Raw genomic sequence first — 21,087 nt, 5'->3', positions numbered from 1 at the left:
ATCAACGATTATCCCAATGCCACAACAGCCTGCGGATCCATTCAACATCGCTTCTTCTCTTTCATTGGCCAATCCCTTCGCGGCCTTTATTGACCAAACGGTTGATATCTTCGTGGCCTATGACCGAAATTTGCGAATTATCACTATCAATAAAATCGGTGCCCAGCGGCTGCAGTTGGCCTATGAACAAATCCTGGGTCAAACGAACCAGAAACTCTTGGGGCCACAAGCAGAACTAATCGATCCATTTATCACATCGGCCTTGGAAACGGGGGAAAGAATTTTTGCTGAACAGGAACTCGTATTTAATCATCAACGCTACTACTACGACACGATTTATACCCCGACCACAGATGCGAGGACGGGAGATCGGCAGGTTTGGGGGATTTGCCGAGATATCACCATCAAAAAGGATCTACAAAAGAAACGGGAAGCCCTGCTCAAGCAACAAACCATCCAGATCGAAGAGCGGTTTCGGACATCCTTTAATAATGCCGCCATCGCCAAAGCATTACTCGCTTTAGATGGATCTTGGCTCCAAGTCAACCTAGCCTTAAGCCAACTCTTAGGCTATGGGCCATCTGAACTCCTAAAATTGCGCATTGAAGATCTGACTCACCCAGAGGATCAAGACATTGATCGGCATCAAATTCGACAGCTCTTAATCGGTCAAACGCCCAGTTATCAGACTGAAAAACGGTTTCTTCATCGGTTGGGGCATACCCTTTCCGTCCTCTTAAATGTTGCCTTAATCCACAATTCCCAGGGGAAACCCTCCTATTTCATTGCAGAAATGCAGGATATTAGCCAACGCAAACAAGCCGAGGCCGCCCTGTATCTCCAGCTCCAAAAAACATTACAACTACAAACTGCCCTCCAAACCAAAAATCAGGCTCTGCTAGAAAGTAGCCAAGCCGCCCAAGCAGCAAACCTCGCCAAAAGCGAGTTCCTGGCCATGATTAGCCACGAAATTCGCACGCCGATGAATGCCGTGATCGGCATGACGGATTTACTGAAAGATACTCACCTCGATCCCCATCAGCAGGATTTTGTGGAAACGATTCGAACCAGCGGTGAATCACTCCTCAATATCATTAATGACATTCTTGATTTTTCGAAAATTGAGTCAGGGAAATTAGAACTAGAGCTACATCCCTTCCCCATCTCCACCTGTGTGGAAGAAGCCTTAGATATTGTCAACTCCAAAGCGACAGCCAAAGGGCTGGAACTGGCTTATTGTATTGAACCCGGAACCCCCATCCATATCCAGGGAGATGCCAATCGCCTCCGGCAAATCCTTGTCAACCTGCTGGGAAATGCGGTGAAGTTCACGGCCTCTGGCGAAGTCATTGTAACCATCTCTGCCCGAGATGTCGCCACTGCGGAGATGACCCCAGAAGTCCCTTTATCCCTCCATGAACTCCTCTTTGCCGTCAAAGATACCGGCATTGGCATTGCCCCGGATCATCAGCAAAAACTGTTTCAGTCTTTTTGCCAACTAGACTCCTCCATTACCCGGGAATATGGTGGAACGGGATTAGGATTGGCCATTAGCAAACAACTCTGCGAGCTGATGGGCGGGACGATTTGGGTGGAGAGTCAGGTGGGGATTGGTTCAACCTTTTTCTTCACCATTGCGGCTTCTGCTTTACCAGGCCCTGAGGATCACCGAGAAACAGAACCCCAATTCCAAAATAAACGGGTTTTGATTGTAGAAGACAATGCCAGCACGGGCCAGATTCTTTGCCAACAAGTCCAGACTTGGGGATTAGTTCCCACCTTGGCTTCATCTGGCTGGGAGGCCATGGAATGGGTTAGGAACATGAGATTTGATGTTGCGATCGCAGATCTGCAGCTCCCCGATATGGCCTGGCCCAGACTCCTGTCGGAGCTGACTCAAAATCATGTTCAAGCCCCACTCCCCATTATTGGCTTATGTGCCATCGGCGAAAGTGCAGCCATTTGGCAATATCAGCCTCTTCTATCGGCCTCTCTCAGTAAACCCGTTAAGCAATTTAGGCTCTACCAGGCCCTAATCAAATCTCTCTCCACTCATCTGTCCGATATTGTCCAGCCCTCAACATCCAAGCCACTCCAACCACCGACCACTTCTCCGGTCAGAATTTTGGTGGCGGAAGATAACGTTGTCAATCAAAAAGTCATTCTTAAGTTACTCGATCGCTTGGGCTATCAAGCAGATCTGGTCACCAATGGATTGGAGGTGCTAGCAGCATTGCGTAAACAAACCTATGATGTGGTGCTGATGGATGTCCAAATGCCGGAGATGGACGGCATCACCACAGCCCAGAGTATTTGTGAAGAGTGGGATAACACAACTCGGCCACGCATTGTTGCTATGACAGCCAATACGATGCAGGGCGATCGCGAGTCGTATTTAGCCTCAGGCATGGACGACTACATTGCAAAACCCGTTCGACTCAAAGGACTTGAACGGATATTGTCAGAATTCACATAGAAATATTACACCTAAAATAAACCAGACTTAACACCTAAAAATACAATTAATAGGTGTGAATACAAACCAAGGTTTTAGAATGGAACGATGAACCTGTGGACACTGATTGTTCAACCCCACCGCTTTTTTCGGCAACTATTTGATCAACCGCTTCAACATTGGGTGCCCTTAGGCATTGTCTTAAGTGCAGGCTGGCTCCGGTACATCGCCTATGGGCTCTGGACCCGGAACTTATCCCCCATTATTTCTACCGAGTTAATACAGTCTTTCAGGGCCGAAACTGGAAGCCCCCCGTTTTGGGTAATCCTCCTACTCATTGGCTTAATGGGTTGGCCCTTATTGAGCTGGGGAGTGTACGGATGGATGATTCAATGGCTCACCGGCCAAAGGCGGGCTTGGCAGCTTGCAGGGTGGACCCAATGGCCCCTGGCAATTGTGGGATTGATCATGGTGGGCGCTGCCGGGCTATGGCCAGCGACCGGACGCGTGATTCCCTTTACCCAATTTGTAGCATTTAGACCGGAAGAACCCCTATTCAACCAATACCTAACTTGGCTCCACCTATACAGCCAAATCTTGAACGGACACGTGTTCCTCCAACTGCTATTTTGGTGCGTCTTGGTAGGTAGCCTCTGGTCATTATGGTTACTGTACTGGGGCGTCAAGTGCCTTGCCCCCCAAAAAGCGATGTTGACCACCAGTATTTTGACCCTTTGGCTATTGATTTGGCGAGTGCTATAACGGTCAATTTTTCAGGTCTGCAGGTTCACCCCCGAGGTAAGGCTCGATACCTTAGCATTTTGTAACATTGTCCTGATCACAGTACAGTGATTAGAGAATAAATACCTATTGCAGACCGTTTTTTAATTTGGGTGAATGACATGAAACAGTTGAATAAAGGCAGTCTCGCTATAGGAACAGTCACCACTTTTATCGCGTTATTTCCTCTGGGGGCTGCCAGCAATACCCCTCAGACTCCCAACCCCGAGCATCTTCAGCAGCTAAAGGCCACGAACAGTTGTGAGGGTTGCGACCTCAGGGGAGCTAATTTTCAAGATCAAAATTTAAAAGGCGCTAGCTTGCAGGGAGCAAACCTGCAAGGGGCCAATTTACAGGGCGTTAATTTGGACGATGCCAATCTAGAGAGCGCTAATCTGCAATCTGCCAATCTCAGCAAAGCCACCCTACGACGGGCCAGCTTAACCACAACCCTCAAGCAAGCCACCAATTTGCAAGACGCCAATTTAACCCAGGCAACCTTAGTCAAAGCCAAGCTCAAAGGCGCCGATTTGCGCCGGGCCAACTTGTTTGAAGCCGCTTTAGAAGATGCTGACTTTAGCGTTGCTGTGGTAGAAACAGCCCAAGGCAATCGTCGCGTCTACTTCAGCGACCTAAGAGAGGCTAATTTCAATAAAAGCAACCTCAAGAGTGCGAATCTCAACCAAGTCTATTTGGCCAACGCTAATCTCAGCGAAGCCAACTTAAAAGGGGCAAAACTAAAGCAGGCCCAACTGAAGTACACCAACCTCAATGGGGCCAAGTTAAACCATGCAGATCTGAGAAAAGCCACTTTAGAAAGCGTCAATCTCAGCGGGGCCGACTTAAGTAGTGCCCATCTCGGCAAAATCGCCATGACAGATGTCAACTTACGAGATGCCAACCTAAGCAATGCTGATTTAAGCGGGGCTAAATTCTGTCAAATGGATATCCCCGCCTCAATTCAAGCCTTGGCAACCTGCAAGTAAGACCTACTGGGAAATGCCATCCGGGAGGGTGGCCCCTGTTAGGTCTGCATCCGTGAGCTTAATTCCCTTCACATTAGCGCCACTCAAATCAGCTTCCTTAAGATTTGCACCTGTGAGATCAGCATTTTGGAGATTAGCGCCCCTTAAATCAGCTGAGAACAAATTAGCTCCATTCAGCTTTGCCCCTTTCAGATTAGCTGAACCTAAGTTCACCCCTTGGAGTTTGGCTTGTTGCAGTTTTGCCCCTTTCAGATTGGCAGACGTCATGCGGCTGCTACGCAAATCCGCGCCCGCCAAATTAGCGCCTCGCAAATCAGCTTTACTCAAATCCGTAACGCTGAGGTTGGTGGTTTGCAGATTCGCATCTGACATTCGGGCCTGAATGAGCTTGGCACCCGTCAGGTTAGAGGCGTTGAGGTTAGCATTCTCCAAGTTGGAGAAAATCAGGTTCGCCCCTTGCAAGTTAGTAACGCTCAGATCCATGCCGCCAAAATTAGCACGGGATAAATCACAGCGAATACAGCGACGAGTATTGAGCAATTGTTGAATATGTTCGGGTAATTCTGCCTGGGCGGGAAATGCGATCGCAACCAAGCCCAACGCCAGGATGAAAGATTTATAGTTCATAATTCTAATGATTAATTCCCTAGCTTTTCAGGTTTGTCTTCAACAAAGCCTCTGCCAGGCCCCAAGTCCCAACGCTTCCGGCTCTTAGCCACAGTGACCCAATAATTGAAGCGATCGCGGACCGTACCAAAGGAATAGACCAAGCAGGTTTTGGTTGGACAGTAAAAAGAAAAGACCCCTTTCTTTTGGGTAGTCGTGGTTTTATACCCCTTCTTATCGGTAATCTGAGGCAAAAACTGCTGATCGAGTTGGGTGAATAGCGTCCAAGCTTCGATGGGCTTTTCTAGAGTCAATCGTGCCCGAGTCAGGTTTACCTGGGCTTGACGAAGTTCTGCGGTTAGCTTGGTGGCTAACTCGTTGCAATCATTTTGGGGATAGCAAGGAATGTAGTGAATGACGTTGTCTTCGAGAGGGGCTTCACTATCTTGAAACACAGCATATTGATAGCCAGCCACCCGACCAGCTGCTTGAGCGGGGGCAACAAACGCTAAAGCACCTAACAAGACACTTGACACCACATATTGTTGTTTCATCGTCATAAAATGAATCTTTTGTTAATGATATGTTTACTTTCTGTAATCTTTATCTTTTCAGCTTTTGGAGTTCCTGTCACGATTCTTGCTGTAGATTCGGCTAGAACCTAGGCTGAAAGACAGGATTCATCCCTCCTCAATCCATTGTTTTATATGGCTAACTTTCGCTTCTTTATCCGATACCGACTCCAAATCGCAGGGCTGGCCATTGGAACACTCATCGCAGCATTGCTAGTACTCTGGATGCAGCCCCGGTGGGCAATTGATCGCCTAGCCCCCTTAATTTGTCCAGGTGCGATTTTCTATCTCCCCACCGAGCAACCGATTGTCGCCCTCACGATTGATGATGGCCCCGATGATCAACGAGCAGGGGATACCAATACCACCGGAAAAATATTGCAGGTTTTGGCACAGCACGATGCCAAAGCAACCTTTTTTATGATCAGCAGTAGATTATCGGCTCAGAACCAAGCCTTTATCACCCAAATGGTCAGGCAAGGCCACGAGTTAGGTAATCACCTCACCATTGATGTCCCCAGCATCAGCCTTCCCTTACCTGAATTCCAAACTGCTTTGCAAACCGCAGAACAGGATATCCTAGCTGCCGCCAACCATAAAACATCCCTGGAGTGGATGCGTCCAGGGAGTGGCCGCTGCACTCCAGAGATGGCTGAGATTGCTCAACAGCAAGGATACAAAATTGCCCTGGGGGCACCATGGCCCTATGACACAAATCTGCCGTCTTCAGATTTCGCCGCTCAACAGATTTTGGCGAATGTCCAACCCGGCAGTATTATCGTTCTCCATGACTATGGACCTGAGGGGGCCTGGGGGCTGCGAACCGTCCAGACGCTGAATCAGATTTTGCCCCAACTCAAACAAAAAGGATATCGAGTCGTTACCCTGACTGAGCTATACCGGGAAGCCTCCAAATCCAATTCCTTATAATTTACCCCATCAAACCGAGGTCTATTTCCTCCGAATGACTTCTAAATCGGGGGCACTGGCCATTCCTCATGCCATGGGTGATGGCAATCACTCCCACCCCAGAAATCGATCACTGCTTTCTATTAGCTGGCCCAGCATACTAAACCGTATCAACCCAGCAGAGGACAATGTAATGGTTCTTCTCGACACCCTCAGAATTTTTGGCCATGCATCAGCCATCACCCTAATAATGTTTGGCTTAATGTGGCTATCCGGTGCATTTGCTGGCACCAATCACTTTCAGAAGCAAAGCTAATTTCATCGCAATCAAGCCAAAAATCTTTTGTTTTTTCGCAATTTTCCCTTTTCAAAGTTGCTCAGTTTTCTCAGAAACTATTCAGGATGATCTCAAGAAGATCGCCTACATTAAAGACATCGCAGATGGGGCTACATCAGAAAAAAGATTCCCTATTTCAATTATTTTCTGATGACTCACTTGAGAATTGTGTGGCCTCCAATCTACGACACTGCCCGAGTAGAATTTAGGTAAAAACAATGACTCAAATCAAACAACAAACAACCCCCAACACAACCACTGAATTACTCCCCAAGCCAAACCAAGCAGACGTTGTACCAAGCACTTGGGATCAATACTGTGCCATCAATGACTGGTCCGATGCCTGTCGGGTCTATGATGTGTAATCCGATTCATCCACAATCTGTTTGTTTTCTGCATTATTGTGGTTAAGGGCTATCAAAAAGGCTAGATCTTAACCCAAAAAGAATGGGTTTGCCTCTCTCTTATAGGGGCAAACCCATTCTTTAGTTTCCATCAGCAAACAGATCTGAATAGAGACTGATTTAAAAGTTTTAGTACTCTTCCAGCACCCATTACATTCCCACAATCACAGACCACAAACAGACGCCTAATCCTAGGCTCGTCATATGCTGAGGCAGAAGGACAGAGATAGGTTGTCGAGCAATTTTTTGAGTGAGAATCCACGTCAGAAAAATTGCAGCCAATATTGTGGAACCTTGCAGGAAACTAACCACCGCTGGGTGGGCTACCCAGACCGGTAGTCCTCCTCCAGCCAAGCCAAACGTGGCCCAGGTGACGGGTAGAATTTGACCTGCTTCGGTCAGTCCTAATCGTAAATAATGGGCTAAGGTACCACCGAGGACTAGAGGTAAATAGCCATAAACCAATTCTATAAAGGGCCTTGGTTTCAAGTTAGGACTGATACGGCATAAGACGGCATGGGAAAGTAAGGGAATCAAAGCAGCTATCCCCAACACCAAACAAGACACCAGAGCATGGACTGAAAATTGCTGCAGATGCAAATCTAGCCCAATCCAGGTTTGCAATTCAGGAAGTCGATGCAGGAAAATCCCCCCTAACAACAGCAGGAGCAATGCGGCCTCATAGATTCGAGGGGTGTGGGTTGTCCACAATTCGATACCGGGGGGACGCAAATTGAACTCTACAGAACGGTGGGGGCAGGCCTGCAAACAAGTCATACAGAGCACGCAGTCCCTATTATCTTCCAATTGAGCGGGATGAGAGTAAAGGGGGCAGCCTGTTGTTTCTTGTCCTTCTCCTTTTTCAGGTCCGCCTTTGTAGCATTGATAGGTACTGCACTCAGCAGAGCAGGTGCCTTGTTGAGCCCTTAGCTCAGTCATAGAAAGTTTGGCAAATAAGCCATTCATTCCTCCGATAGGACAAAGATATCGACACCAAAATCGGCGCTCAAAAATCTGTGAGCAAATGATGGCACCTGCCGTAATCAGCAGCAGCAGACAGCTAGACAGATAGGCCGTATCTTCTAAATTCCAGAGTTCTTCCCAGAGAAAGATCAGGGTAAATAGACCAAATAAGAACCAACCTCCCCACTGTTCAGCCTGCTGCCGGGGCCATTGCCGCAGTTGTCTCGGCACCAGCCAGAGAGACAGCTTTTGCAGCAATTCACCACAAATCATAAAGGGACAGACGGAGCACCATAGACGCCCCACAAAGGGGAAACCGATTAATATCAACGGCCACCACCAGGCCCAAAATAAGTTCAAGGCAAAGTTCTGGCTCCGTTGCTGGGGACCCACAAATAGAATGATCACCACAAAAATAAATAGGGGTAAGACGATGCCGTAGTTAATGCGGGTGGGCCACCAGGGACTGCGGAGAAATCGCCGCAACCACGGGTTGGCATTGAGTAGGTTAAGCCGGAACCGCTGTTGGCGATCTTGGGCCGCCCAAAAGATTTCGGCAGTGAGATCTTCGTTGGGAGACGATTGTGCGATCGCACGCTCCACCAAACTATGCAGCTCGACAATATTGCCCGGGTAATTGTAGCTTTGTAGACGTCGCAAGGCTTCAGGGGTCAGCTGGCGCTTAGCAAAGCCCTGTTCTTTAGAAAGTAGACTGATATAGTACTCAACTTGGGCACCCACATCCGCCTTACTCACCCGCAACGGCGGCATCTTAACCCGATGGGAAATCACCCCATCCAGTTCCGGCTGAACCTTCTCAGCCGTCAAGATTAAGCGAGCATTGCTGGTACGAGGCTTCACTGCATTCCCGTCTCTTTGAACCGGTACGTAAGTCTGGGTTTCTAAGAGCCGTCGTATTTGTGGGCATAATGCTGGCGGCAGTTCTTGAATATTATTTAAAAGAACCGTGCCCTCACCCACAGCTTCTAGAAGCCCAGGCTTACCCCCCACTCGACCAAACAAACTGGCCCCGCTGATTTGTAGAGTATTGCAGTTAATTTTCACCATCGGCTCCCGTCTTTGGTTCGATCCAAAGTGAACGAGAGCGGCTGCATTATCTTTTTCTAGACCGGGTTCGCCAAAGATAATCACTGAATCGCGAGTACGTGCTGCCTCCTTGAGTTGCTCTCGCAATCGCTTAGCATAGCGGCTAGAGCCGACTATTCCTCTATTTGCCTTAGGGACCAAATAGGGTCTGAGGATAGCTTGTCGTTCCTGTTCAGCCACTAACTCTTGGGAAACATTCGCCAAGTCTTTAGACAGCTTTTGCGACACAATTCGCGTCACATCTTGATATTCACCCGCGATCTTGAGTAGGTCTTTTTTGGAAATCACCCACAACTGGCAATCCGTTAAAGTATTGATGGTTTGAAGGGTCGGCTGATCGAGCAAGATGTCGAAGAGATGCAGTACAGCCCCTGGCAACAAGCTACAGACCTGTGCCGTATCCACCAAACTGGTGTGATAGCTTTCAAGGCGGCCTTGACGCAAAATATATACCGCATCCGGCAAAGTATCTTCTAAAATCAGTCGCCGATTGGCTTCTAGCGTCTGTACTTCTACTGTTCTAGCCAGCCGATCCAGAATCTTTTCAGGAAAGATATCTAGATCCGTATGCTCCTGTAACCAAGCCTTAATATCCTCTGAGGATGTCATGGAAATTTTTCTCCTCAATATAGGTGTGAAAGGTTTAATATCATGCCCTTCAAACCAGTGGTTCTGAACCAAGGTTCTAATCTCAGACCAAGACTAGAGATTAGGAATAGAACCATCCTACTGCCCGATTCACTTGGATAGATGAGGCTCCACCACTTTGGGAAAATTGTCGAAATTCCGTCGAACCCAATCCATACCCACTTCGTTATTGAGTTTGATATTTTGGGGTGCATCACCATAGAGCTTGGCTAAGATATCGACATCTTGTTCTACTGCCACTTGGCCGAATTTGAGAAAAGAATTACCAAAAACCTTGAATAGTGAATGCTGGAGCTGAGCAAACAGCAAAATATAAGTACGAGTCCGCTGTTCTGACTCAGGCACAAAGAAATGGCATTGAGCAATTTTTCCTAAGGGTGTTTCAGTATGTAAAATGACCAGCCCCGGAAAATAGTTCTCCAAATGTGCCTGAATGGTTTTGGGTAGCAACATCAGATCTGGCTTTCTCAACTTTTCCGTCCAGTGATAGGTTTCTGTGGGCATGTCGTAAAACGCATGGGATTGATGCCCATGGTCTACAAATTGATGGAATTGAACGTCGGTGATCTGAAACAAATCACGGTGAGTGCCGTTTTGATGGTTGTAGTCATGCATCACCAGCAGCATACTCAGTAAATCCGTTTCTACGCTGTAGTCAGCAGTAGGTCCGATAAAATCATAGGCTTGGGCAATTTCATTCATAATGCTGGGAATCGGTATTTGGGGCTCATGGCCGCCATAGGACCAGATAAAATCGCCTTGAATCATTAGCTCTGGAGGCTGTAATTGGGGCAATGTTTTGCGTTGAGTACCCGGCAGAACGGTGCAACCTGCGCCATCAAACTGCAGCGCATGAAAAGGACAGACAATCCCTGATTGCCCATCATCTCCATCTGGCAAGAGTTCACACCAACCTTCCGACAGCATCGCCCCCATGTGGGGACAGCGATTGGGCAAGGCTTGTACTGAACCCGTGCCATCCTGCCAAAGCACATAGTCCTGTCCGTCCAGAGTCACCTTGAGGGGCTGATTGACAAGCAGCATAGACTTGTGCGCCAATAGCCAAGGCGCACCGGGAAGCATCGATCGCATCATCTTCTTCGCTCGCTATAAAATTGTGAAAGATTCGTCGTGTTTTAAAAATATGACAGATAATTCATATTCGTCAAGTCATTTCCGTCGACAGCCTAAACAGCAAAGAGGCAAAGAAAGGGTCGATAAAATCCTCAATGCGGCAGCAGATATCTTTGATCAGGTGGGCTACGATGCCGCTACCACCCACCAAATTGCCGCCCAAGCAGGGACTGCCGTCGGCTCCCTCTATCAGTTTTTCCCCAACAAAGCCGCTATATTCAATGCCATGGAGTTGCGCCACATCGAGCGCGTCAAACTATTTTGGAATGAATTGAATACCCCAGAAGTGGTGCAGTTACCCCTGCGCCAAATGATCCACAAGCTGATCACAGCAGTGGTAGAACTCTTTGCCCATCCCGTATCGCGGGTCATCTTTATTCAGTTTTATACTTCCCAGGATATGTTCCAGTCTATTGACGAAAGCATGACCCAAGAAGCCATCAATTTTCTAGCGGATATTCTCCAGCAACGGAATCCTAACCTACCTGAAGGCCAGCTTAACCTGCTGGCAGAAGTCTGTGTCCATAGCAGTAATGCCGTCACCTTGTCCGCTTTACGGACCAGTGATTTGGAGCATCGCCAACGACTGACTGAACAAATAGAAAATCTGCTGATGTCATATTTAGAGCCTTATGTAGGGGATAGCTCAAATGTAATGAAAGTAATGACATGCCCCCATTGTCAATCCCACAGACTCTCGAAAAATGGGCAACGCAGACAGCAACAATGCTATCTCTGTAAGAATTGTGGGAAGCAGTTTGTAGAGTCAGTGATGCTAAAGAAGGGGTATGAGTCCCCATAGCAAAACGCCTATAGATGAACAATCTATAGGGCATCGCTGGGTTATGAAATTGAACGTGAGTCCTGAATTAGGCTTAACCGGGCATTTCCCCAGGCTCAACAATGCGCTGAAACAGATATCCTGTCCCTCTAGCGGTCAGAATCAGCTCAGGGTTACTGGGATCCTCTTCTAGCTTGGCTCTCAGTCGAGAAATATGGACATCGACCACCCGAGTATCTACATGGCGCTCAGGAGTATAGCCCCAAACTTCTTGCAAAATATCGGACCGGGAGAAAGCCTCACCGGAACGGCTGACCAATAGTTCCAGCAGGCTAAATTCCATCCCTGTCAACCGGATGCGCTCATCTCCTTTGTAGACTTGGCGCTTGTTAGTATCGATCCGTAAGGTATGAACACTGATCACGCCAGAGCTGGGAATGCCAGAGTTGCCGTTTTTACTAACGCGCCGTAGAACAGAGCGGATACGAGCTTCTAATTCTTTCGGTGAAAACGGTTTAACCACATAATCGTCGGCACCGAGTTCCAAGCCGGTAATCCGATCGGCGACATCACCCAGAGCCGTCAGCATAATAATGGGCACGTCAGATTCTTTGCGGAGTTCTTGGCAGACACCATAGCCATCCAGTTTTGGCATCATTACATCAAGGACAACTAAGTCAGGAATGGCATGATGGAATGTATCGATGGCTTCTTCCCCATCTGCAGCGGTGACCACATCGTAGCCAATCATGGAGAGGCGTGTTTCTAGGATGCGACGAATACTCGCTTCATCGTCGACCACCAGAATTTTCTCTTTATGATTTTCCAATTTCCTTAATGCTCCTTAATTGCGAGTCATTGCTAAAAGTTAAATTTTTGTCCTCTGTTATTAAGTTAGCATGAAGTTAGTAACAGGAAAAAACGCTGAAATGCTTTCAGACTAAAGACTTTAAGAATATTTACAGTTCAATTTTATTTAAGAATTATATGGCAAAAACACGAACTCATTACATTTGCCAAGAATGTGGTGCAGCTTCTCCCCAGTTTTTTGGTAAATGTCCCTCCTGTCACACTTGGAATTCTTTAGTCGAACAAGTGGTGCCCAATGCACCTGCAGCAACAGACGGAACCCGCTTGGCGCAACGACATCGCCAGAAACGTAATGCTGCCCCCCAAGCGCTTTCTTCCCTGACATTAACCCAGATTTCTGAGCAGCCAATACAGCGATTTAGTTCGGGTTACGTTGAACTCGATCGGGTGTTAGGGGGAGGCATTGTCCCAGGTTCTTTAGTATTGGTAGGGGGTGATCCGGGAATCGGAAAATCAACCCTTTTGTTGCAAATTGTCAATTTTTTAAGCTCGCGGCAAACCGTTCTCTATGTTTGCGCGGAAGAATCTGGCCAACAGGTTAAATTACGCGCCCAGAGATTGGGAATTGGAGATTTAATTTTAAAAAAAGAGATTTCAGAGACCGCCACTGAGCAAAAAGATAATTTAGAGAATGACAATTTATACCTGTTACCCGAAACTGACCTGGAATTGGTGCTGCAAGAGTTAGATTCTCTGCAACCTCAGGTCGCCATTATTGATAGTATTCAAGCCCTATTTTTCTCTACTTTAACCTCGGCCCCCGGTTCCGTCGCCCAAGTTAGGGAATGTACGTCAGCCCTGATGCGACTGGCAAAACGAAACCACATTACGTTATTTATCGTCGGTCACGTCACAAAGGAAGGGGCAATTGCAGGTCCCAAGGTTTTAGAACATTTAGTCGATACCGTGCTCTATTTTGAAGGGGATCGGTTTGCGAATCACCGATTACTCCGGTCAGTGAAAAATCGGTTTGGTGCGACTCACGAAGTTGGTGTTTTTGAAATGATTGATCGGGGCTTGCGCGAAGTCTTGAATCCATCGGAATTATTTTTGGGGGACCGCGAAGAGGTATCGCCAGGGACCGCCACTATCGTCGCTTGCGAAGGCACCCGTCCAATTGTGGTGGAACTGCAGGCCTTGGTCAGTCCCACCAGCTATAGTTCACCACGCCGTTCGACGACAGGCATTGAATATAATCGGTTGCTGCAAATTCTGGCTGTGTTAGAGAAACGGCTGGGGATTCCCCTCTCTAAGCTAGATGCCTATGTGGCTTCTTCCGGTGGATTGAGTGTGGCCGAACCCGCTGCAGATTTGGGAGTTGCGATCGCACTCGCAGCCAGCTTCCGAGATCGCCTGGTAGACCCAACCACCGTCGTTATTGGCGAGGTGGGATTGGGCGGCCAAGTCCGCTCCGTATCGCAAACCGAATTACGTCTGAAAGAGGCCCTCAAGTTGGGATTTAAACGGGCCATCATTCCTAAAGGCCAGTCTTTTCCCAGTTTGGATATCGAAATCATTCCCGTTGCTCGGGTTGCCGATGCTATTGTGGCAGCTCTCCCCGGCGGCCAATCTACACAGTAGATTGCAGAGCATTAAACTTAATGCTTTTTTCCTTAAGCAAGAAGATTTCCTCCGTTTCCAGTCCATCTGGTCCTAGAACCAGTCTCTTCATACCACGCACCCCAGTAGGGTCGCTTTCCTCTGGGTATATAGAATTTTCTTGACAGCGCCATTCAGCTCCAGCATGGGAATATGGGTGGCTAAATAACCCATCCAATCCTAGAGATTCCAGTCTATTGACCTGCTTTCTCTCAAAAAGTTGGATACAAATTGATTATCTATCATCATTTTTAAGATAGCTGACGTTACCATTTCCATGGAGGACATTGTATCAACTGATCATCCATGACCATTCGGCAAAAACGGTTGAACAGCCTTGGGAAGCTACTAGCCAAAGTAACCCAAACCTCTGTATGCCCAATTTGGATGCCCATTAGTTTGCTAATTGCAGGGATCAGTACCCCTGCATTCGCCACAAAGAATGTCCTCGTCATCCATTCCTATCATGCAGAACTATCCTGGACCCAACAAGAAAAAGAGGGGATTGATCAAGGGTTTCAAAGAAGCGATCGCAACCTCCGTATCTTTCACGAGTATTTGGACCTCAAGCGATATCCACAAGCGCCCCACAAACAAGAATATCTGAACTATTTACAGCAAAAATATCAAGATACTTCCATTGATGTATTGATGGTCGGCGACGATCCAGGCTTGAATCTGGTACTGGAGTATCGCCGTATTTTTCTGTCCAAAGTTCCACTGGTATATTTCGGCATTAACCACGTTCGTCATTCTTTACTCAGAAGCCCTGGAATGACGGGAGTATATGAAACCCACAGTAATCAGGAAACGATACTAGAAGCCGCGCGCCAAACCCAAAGCAACGGTGTCATTCTTGTGAGTGACACGTCTGCATCAGGAAAAGCGAACCAAAAGCAGATCGAAAAATTGCGGACTCACCCCCAGGCTCCCAAACAACTCGTCACGATTGTCGATCTAGTCCCCCAACAGATTGCCGCAGAAATTGGTCAATATCCTGACCATTGGCCCATTTTCATGTTGGGACAGCTTCGACAAGAATCTGCTACAGGGCCTTTAATGGACTTTAAGAAAGCCTCCAACCTTCTCGCCCAGACCATCCCCAACCCCATTTATGTTGATACTTCTCTCATGATGGGGGCAGGAGTTGTCGGTGGAAAAATATTAGATGGCAATTTCCATGCCCAACAAGCGGTTGCCTTAGCACTACAAATTCTTAAAGGAACATCAGTGGATCAAATTCCACCGATCCTCAAATCAAAAAACCTGTGGGTCTTTGATGCCAAAATGCTTAAACGAGCAGGCCTATCCCTTGATAATCTTCCGCCAGATAGTCAGGTCATCAATCAAGACCTGTCCTGGTTTGAAGAAAATCAAAGTTTAATCATTGTCATTTCAGTCATCTTTGCCTCTGGCTCAATCACCATCCTGTTGTTAAGCCATTACATTCGGCTGCAAAAACAAATCGCCCAGGAGCTGCATACCAATCAAACCAAACTCAAACTGGCGCAACAAACCCTGGAAAAGCGCGTGGCGCAAAGAACAACAGAATTAGCAACCGCCAAAGAAAAAGCTGAAATCGCCAACTATGCCAAAACAGAGTTCCTCGCCAATATGAGCCATGAACTCCGCACCCCCCTCAATGCCATTTTGGGATTTAGTCAGTTACTGCAAAGTGAAGGGAATCTGGCAGAGGTCCACCAAAACCATGTGGGTATCATCAACCGCAGTGGCGAACATTTGCTCACCTTGATCAACGATGTCTTAGAGCTTTCTAAAATCGAAGCGGGCCAAATTGTTGTCCATCCATCCTCCCTCGATCTCATCGAGCTGCTGGACACACTGCAAACGATGATGCAATTAAAAGCCAATGCCAAAGGGATTGAACTGTCCACAACTTACGATCCTGACATCCCCCCTTTTATTGAAACTGACCCGATCAAAGTACGGCAAATTCTGATTAATCTGCTGGGAAATGCCATTAAGTTTACGCAAACAGGTCAAGTCAACTTGAATGTCCGTCCCCTTGAGAATCCAAAAGCAGAGAGCTCTATGAGTTTGGAGTTCACCGTTCAGGACACGGGTCGTGGCATCAATCCCGAAGCTTTAGAAGATATTTTTACGCCTTTTGTGCAAACCCGCACAGGCCAAAAAAGCCAAGAAGGCACCGGACTCGGCCTGGCCATTAGTCGCAAATTTGCCAGACTGCTGGGGGGGGACATTACCGTCACCAGTACCTTAAACGAAGGCAGTACTTTTTATTGCACCATTCAAACGAACCAGACAACCACTTTCCCAACGAGCAGGTGCCAATATAACAACATTGTTCACCTGGCCTCAAATGAAGCACCTTGGCGAATTTTAGTCGTCGATGATCAACTCGAAAACCGCCAATTAATGGTGAATCTACTCTCTTCCGTGGGCTTTGACACCCAAGAAGCTATCCATGGTCAAGAGGCCATCGAGAAGAATCAGCAATGGCAACCCCATCTGATTTGGATGGATTTACAGATGCCTATTATGGATGGTAAGACGGCTCTAAAGCAGATTAAAGCCACGGCTAACCCGCCTATTGTCATTGCCCTCACGGCGAATATATTTGATTGCGATCGCACCCAAGCATTGCAAGACGGGTTCGATGGATTCGTTTGCAAACCCTTTCGTACCTCAGAAATATGGGAACAAATGGCCCAACATCTGCAGGTAGAGTTTATCCAGGCAGCCCACCCCTCAGCCCTCACCTCTGCTGACAATATTGTGATTTTGCAAGATCTCCAACATCTGCCCCCAGAATGGCAGCTTCAGCTCATCAAAGCATCACAATCTCTAGACAACCCTAAAATTGAGCAACTTCTCACCCACATCCCCGATCAATATGCTCCCCTCATACAGACCCTGACTGAGTTAGTCAGGGCTTATCGATTCGACCTGATCTTAGATGCCTTAGAAAGTCTCAATTTACTCTCCCAATCCTAGGATTCAGGCTTCCTTGTGCCCTATCACCTGTCGATCATTCACTGATACAATCCCTAAGTGAAGTGAGCAGGCTCTTCGACACCCAGCAACTCGATTGGGATTGGGTCAGTCATGGCTCAAACCAGAGTGGGTAGACATATCCTCAATCTGCAATGACCGTGCCAAATAGAAGCTTCAACACAGTTGAAACAGGCATCCGATCATTCATGTTGCCCAGAATGTTGAGCCATTCACCTGGGTGATTAACGACGAGAGGTAACTTGCAGCCCTAACACCAACTGACTGATGTCTGCCCCCGAGCTGTCATGTTTTTGAAAATGCGATGACGAGAAATCCAACAGTTATGACACATGGCGATCTTCGTCACATCCACAACAGAAATGCCGGTGCAGGAACCAAAGTAGCTGTGCAGATATACACTCAACGGAATCAATGTTGACGAAATCTAATATTTCATTCGAACTAAGTGTTGAAGGAAAACCAGACAGTCAGGTCAGTGCAGCATATATCGATATCGGCAATGGCCCAGCCATTTTATTCATTCACGGTTTTTTCTCAGATGCATCAGTTTGGGAAGGCATCACCAATAACCTTAAAGACAAATATCGCTGTATAAGTCTAGACCTATTAGGTTTTGGTGATTCTTCTAAATTAGAGATTGAATATAAAGTTGATTCACAAGTCGCTTTTTCCAAAAAATTCATGGAAACACTTGGAATTGAAAATTTCTTTGTTGTTGGCCATTCTTTAGGGGGTTGGACAGCAGCACGTCTAGAACTTTCTGCCTCCCCATCAATATTAGGACTAGTTCTGCTAGCCCCCGCCGGTGTTGGAGAATATCTTGAACCGTATCGTATACTCATCCCTTTTTCGTGGAAAACGCCAGTCATCGATTGGCTCATCAACCTAGTTTCTCCTTTGATAAAATTTCTTGGATATGAAAATTTCATGCAGGAGATCAGGTTTATTCGAGAGAGGTTTTTACATGATCCTGTCTTTCAAGCATGGATACAAAGAGCATTTCGCCTAGAAATAAGTGATGAACTTATCCATGAAGATGCAAAAAACATCCATTCTCCAACGGTTATTATTTGCGGAGAGTCAGACGAAACCATTCCCGTTGAATTTGGGGAGCATCTTGAAGCAAACATCTCTAAAGGAAAATTACATGTTATTCCAGGCGCAGACCATCAACTTCCCACGAAATATTGCCAGACATTATCTGACTTAACTTTGGATTTTTTGACCAGTGTTGAAGTATAAATTGACTGAATAAAGATGAGCTAAATCTAATCCTTTGGCCATCCCTCCATTTTCTTACTTTTTTGGGGATGACTCAAGAATGGCCTCACCTGTCACCTTAATTGGACCTACATCATAGATACCTTCCTGATCGCCAGGAATTGTAAACTGCACAACTTGGGGCTTTTCTGTAAACAGCCGAATTCGATATTTTCCAGGTTTAAACCCTTCGGCCGCGAATTTACCCGCCTTATTTGTAAATAGGGTTATCGGTTTCCACTGCGGATCGGACAAAGATTGTACTTCACCCGCTTGCAACGCAATCACCTCGCCTTGCGAATTCAGCAACTTCCCCTTCAAGAAAATAGAAGCATCAGAGCCCATGCGAATCAGCGTACCGCTTTTATAGGTAGGAGAAACATAATGTACCCGAGGACCAATCTCATAACCAATGGGCAAATCAGGTGCGCTCACCCGCAATGTGGACAGTTGATAGGACTGTAAATTGGACATCACGGCTGGCCCAAAGGGATCAACTTTGGCTTGATAGTTCTCACCGCCATTAGGATTCACACCAATTTTTAATCCCTTCAAATTAGGATGAGGTACTAACAAGGCAAAACTATCTGTTACAGGGCGTGAAATGCCCCAATGACCATCGACAAACACAATTGCTGTACCAAACGTTAACTGAGTACTACTTTGGGTCAGTCTTTGACTCTCCCTCTCTAGCTCAAAAGATTGGTCCAGTTGCCAGGTTCCTCGATACCCTTTGTATTTAAGGTTGCCAGAGAGACGATTACGATCGGCCTTCGTATTTAACCCCACCGATGCATCCAATCCCTGATTAGGATTTAGAGCACTATAATTCCAGGCCAAACGGTTTTCAGGATCGTCTACACTGCTCACTTCTGTCGTGAGCTGCACGGTCTGTCGTTTTTCAGGTTTCAGCCACAGGAAATTAAGGGAGGCTTGCTGCTCATGATTTCCCTCTTGGTTGAGAATTTGGCTTAATCTGAGATTGACACCAACCCCCTTAAAGGATCGAGTCAGTCCCCAAACCAACTTGTACTGGTCTGAGGTATTCCGTCCCAGTTGATAGCGAAAATTTAAAGTACTAGTTATATCCCAAAACAACTTTTGGCTATAGTAGGCCGTGAAATCTAAGGCTGTCTCTTGTTCTCTATTGACAGCTCCAAAGTTTGCAAAAACGTTACCCCGGTACTCCACCGCGACCCCAAAGTTCCGTTGGGTGGGGTTTCGTTTGCCGGACTGTAAAAAGTCATACCCGAGTCTGAATGCATAGTCTTGCCCCCATTCCTGTTTATTGCTAAAGGCCACATCCACATCTACATTCCCAATGGGGGCCGCCCAGAGGCCTTTAAGTCCGACCAATTGTTCCTGGAATCCCGCTTGCAGATATCCCCCCACCGTAAAATTCGGAGATATCCCAGCACGATGACTCAGGCTCACGATCGGTTGGGAGGTATCATAACGCCACAAACCCGTTTCATCAGTCCGTGGAAAGCCGACCCCATAGGCGAATTGATGCCGCCCTGGTGCGAGTAAATCACCGGCCACCGTTGCCGAAAAATCTAAACGCTGGACCCGACCCACATTGTCTGTAATCACGAGCTGCACATCATTGAGACCTGCCGTGAGGGGCAAATCACGAATATCTTGGGGACCTGCAGACAACCTTAAAGTTTGAACAAGCTGACCATTATTAAAAACTTCAACCTGAGCATCATCCTCTAGAAAAAATTCGAATCGATTGATCGGACGGGTTACTCGGTTAGGTTGAAGCTTGAAATTACGGACGACACTCATGCCAAAGATAGACTGGTTATTTTGATACCCAATCGTCGGTAGTGCCAAATCCCCTAATACATATCGCACAGATCGTTTTGGGTCATCTCGGATCAGACGGATATCTTCCCGTTGAACCGTTGTCATATCGTCTTCATCCCAACGTGCCGCGCCTTCAAAGACCCAACCTTTGTAATTTAAAGCCCCATCAAGATCCAACTGGACAGGCTGCCGTTCCCATTCCCCTTCAGACCAATCCACCGTTTCTCCCCCTCTGACATTGAGATATCCTGAGAACGAATTCGGGGTCAGGGGGGCTTCTGCGCCTGGAACTTGGGATTGCGAGCCTAGTGAGGATACCTTCACTTTTCGGTGAACCGAAGGAATGGTGATCTTCATCTCCAGCCGTTGTTCATCAAATTGGGCCTGCAGACCCTGTTGGCTTAGATTTTGCAGGGACAGTTGACCGCTTTCACTCACATCGGATGTTAGCAAAGCCACCTTCTCTGCATCCAATACCTTGGACAAGGGTTCCAACAATTGCGCAGCAGGCAGGCGAATCAACTTGCTATTCCCATTTGGAATCGTCACTAATATTTCACCGATGACACTTCCATCAATCAGTAATGGCGCCATCAGCTGATGGGGTCTCTCCTGCAATTGGGGTTGCCCAAACACTTTTTCAAACACCTCCTCTTCAGTTAAGTCAGCGGAGGATGATTCTGGCTCTACTGATGGTGGAACAGTCGGTGGATCAGATGGTGGTGGTTCAAATGCGGTGTTAGAAAACAGTCGTGATTCTGGGGTACTGGCAGTGGTAATTTCTTCAACTGGAAGAACCAATTGAGGAGGAGGTGGGATGTGTCCTAGCGTCATAATTCATCTCCCTCTCACCGATTGAGAGGATTC

General features: G+C 47.1%; 17 protein-coding genes. 10 read left to right on the top strand and 7 right to left on the bottom strand.

What is annotated here, in order from left to right:
* Nucleotides 1-16 precede the first annotated feature (16 nt).
* The 3 genes from I1H34_RS11235 (at nt 17) to I1H34_RS11225 (ending at nt 4,221) form a co-directional block, all read left to right on the top strand.
* Nucleotides 17-2,476 (top strand): response regulator, encoded by a 2,460-nt coding sequence (locus I1H34_RS11235; protein ID WP_249370012.1) that lies wholly within the window; start codon nt 17-19, stop codon nt 2,474-2,476.
* A gap of 87 nt (nt 2,477-2,563) precedes the next feature.
* A complete protein-coding gene (locus tag I1H34_RS11230; RefSeq protein ID WP_212665694.1) occupies nt 2,564-3,217 on the top strand; it encodes a YIP1 family protein in 654 nt (217 codons plus the stop codon).
* Between the two features lie 140 nt (nt 3,218-3,357).
* On the top strand, nt 3,358-4,221 hold the full coding sequence (locus I1H34_RS11225) for a pentapeptide repeat-containing protein (protein ID WP_212665693.1): 864 nt from the start codon (nt 3,358-3,360) through the stop codon (nt 4,219-4,221).
* A 3-nt stretch (nt 4,222-4,224) separates the two neighbouring features.
* On the opposite strand, the gene I1H34_RS11220 is transcribed toward I1H34_RS11225, so the two are convergent.
* Both I1H34_RS11220 and I1H34_RS11215 read right to left on the bottom strand, forming a co-directional pair.
* Nucleotides 4,225-4,848: a pentapeptide repeat-containing protein gene (locus I1H34_RS11220; RefSeq protein ID WP_212665692.1), complete on the bottom strand. Its 624-nt coding sequence runs from the start codon at nt 4,846-4,848 to the stop codon at nt 4,225-4,227.
* 11 nt (nt 4,849-4,859) lie between these two features.
* A complete protein-coding gene (locus tag I1H34_RS11215; protein ID WP_249370010.1) occupies nt 4,860-5,381 on the bottom strand; it encodes a hypothetical protein in 522 nt (173 codons plus the stop codon).
* A 153-nt stretch (nt 5,382-5,534) separates the two neighbouring features.
* Between I1H34_RS11215 and I1H34_RS11210 the strand changes: the two genes are divergently transcribed.
* From I1H34_RS11210 to I1H34_RS11200, 3 genes are all read left to right on the top strand, one after another.
* Nucleotides 5,535-6,329 carry a polysaccharide deacetylase family protein gene (locus I1H34_RS11210; RefSeq protein WP_212665690.1) on the top strand — a complete coding sequence of 265 codons (795 nt, stop codon included), beginning with the start codon at nt 5,535-5,537 and terminating at the stop codon, nt 6,327-6,329.
* 34 nt (nt 6,330-6,363) lie between these two features.
* A complete protein-coding gene (locus tag I1H34_RS11205) occupies nt 6,364-6,624 on the top strand; it encodes a hypothetical protein (RefSeq protein ID WP_212665689.1) in 261 nt (86 codons plus the stop codon).
* A gap of 239 nt (nt 6,625-6,863) precedes the next feature.
* Nucleotides 6,864-7,010, top strand: coding sequence for a hypothetical protein (locus I1H34_RS11200; RefSeq protein WP_212665688.1), 147 nt, complete (start codon nt 6,864-6,866; stop codon nt 7,008-7,010).
* Nucleotides 7,011-7,199: 189 nt separating this feature from the next.
* Here the strand turns inward: I1H34_RS11200 and I1H34_RS11195 are convergent, their stop codons facing one another.
* Together I1H34_RS11195 and I1H34_RS11190 are read right to left on the bottom strand one after the other, a co-directional pair.
* Nucleotides 7,200-9,728 carry a sigma 54-interacting transcriptional regulator gene (locus I1H34_RS11195; protein WP_212665687.1) on the bottom strand — a complete coding sequence of 843 codons (2,529 nt, stop codon included), beginning with the start codon at nt 9,726-9,728 and terminating at the stop codon, nt 7,200-7,202.
* Nucleotides 9,729-9,857: 129 nt separating this feature from the next.
* Nucleotides 9,858-10,859 (bottom strand): Rieske 2Fe-2S domain-containing protein, encoded by a 1,002-nt coding sequence (locus I1H34_RS11190; protein ID WP_315874880.1) that lies wholly within the window; start codon nt 10,857-10,859, stop codon nt 9,858-9,860.
* Nucleotides 10,860-10,911: 52 nt separating this feature from the next.
* Here I1H34_RS11190 and I1H34_RS11185 point away from each other — a divergent pair, with 52 nt between their 5' ends.
* Nucleotides 10,912-11,703, top strand: coding sequence for a TetR/AcrR family transcriptional regulator (locus I1H34_RS11185; protein WP_212665685.1), 792 nt, complete (start codon nt 10,912-10,914; stop codon nt 11,701-11,703).
* 73 nt (nt 11,704-11,776) lie between these two features.
* Here the strand turns inward: I1H34_RS11185 and rpaB are convergent, their stop codons facing one another.
* On the bottom strand, nt 11,777-12,511 hold the full coding sequence (gene rpaB / locus I1H34_RS11180; RefSeq protein WP_212665684.1) for a response regulator transcription factor RpaB: 735 nt from the start codon (nt 12,509-12,511) through the stop codon (nt 11,777-11,779).
* 158 nt (nt 12,512-12,669) lie between these two features.
* Between rpaB and radA the strand changes: the two genes are divergently transcribed.
* Complete coding sequence (radA, locus tag I1H34_RS11175; RefSeq protein ID WP_212665683.1) at nt 12,670-14,133, top strand: DNA repair protein RadA; 1,464 nt, start codon at nt 12,670-12,672, stop codon at nt 14,131-14,133.
* Between the two features lie 324 nt (nt 14,134-14,457).
* Nucleotides 14,458-17,127 carry an ATP-binding protein gene (locus tag I1H34_RS11170; protein WP_212665682.1) on the top strand — a complete coding sequence of 890 codons (2,670 nt, stop codon included), beginning with the start codon at nt 14,458-14,460 and terminating at the stop codon, nt 17,125-17,127.
* Between the two features lie 268 nt (nt 17,128-17,395).
* On the opposite strand, the gene I1H34_RS32930 is transcribed toward I1H34_RS11170, so the two are convergent.
* Nucleotides 17,396-17,479 carry a hypothetical protein gene (locus I1H34_RS32930; protein WP_315874879.1) on the bottom strand — a complete coding sequence of 28 codons (84 nt, stop codon included), beginning with the start codon at nt 17,477-17,479 and terminating at the stop codon, nt 17,396-17,398.
* Nucleotides 17,480-17,559: 80 nt separating this feature from the next.
* Between I1H34_RS32930 and I1H34_RS11160 the strand changes: the two genes are divergently transcribed.
* On the top strand, nt 17,560-18,390 hold the full coding sequence (locus tag I1H34_RS11160; RefSeq protein WP_212665680.1) for an alpha/beta fold hydrolase: 831 nt from the start codon (nt 17,560-17,562) through the stop codon (nt 18,388-18,390).
* A 54-nt stretch (nt 18,391-18,444) separates the two neighbouring features.
* On the opposite strand, the gene I1H34_RS11155 is transcribed toward I1H34_RS11160, so the two are convergent.
* On the bottom strand, nt 18,445-21,054 hold the full coding sequence (locus tag I1H34_RS11155; RefSeq protein ID WP_212665679.1) for a fimbria/pilus outer membrane usher protein: 2,610 nt from the start codon (nt 21,052-21,054) through the stop codon (nt 18,445-18,447).
* Nucleotides 21,055-21,087: the final 33 nt, after the last annotated feature.

Origin of the sequence: Acaryochloris marina S15 (genome assembly GCF_018336915.1) — a bacterium.
GTDB lineage: Bacteria > Cyanobacteriota > Cyanobacteriia > Thermosynechococcales > Thermosynechococcaceae > Acaryochloris > Acaryochloris marina_A.
Note: the sequence above shows the minus strand (reverse complement) of the source record. Positions and strands in the feature narration are given on the sequence as shown.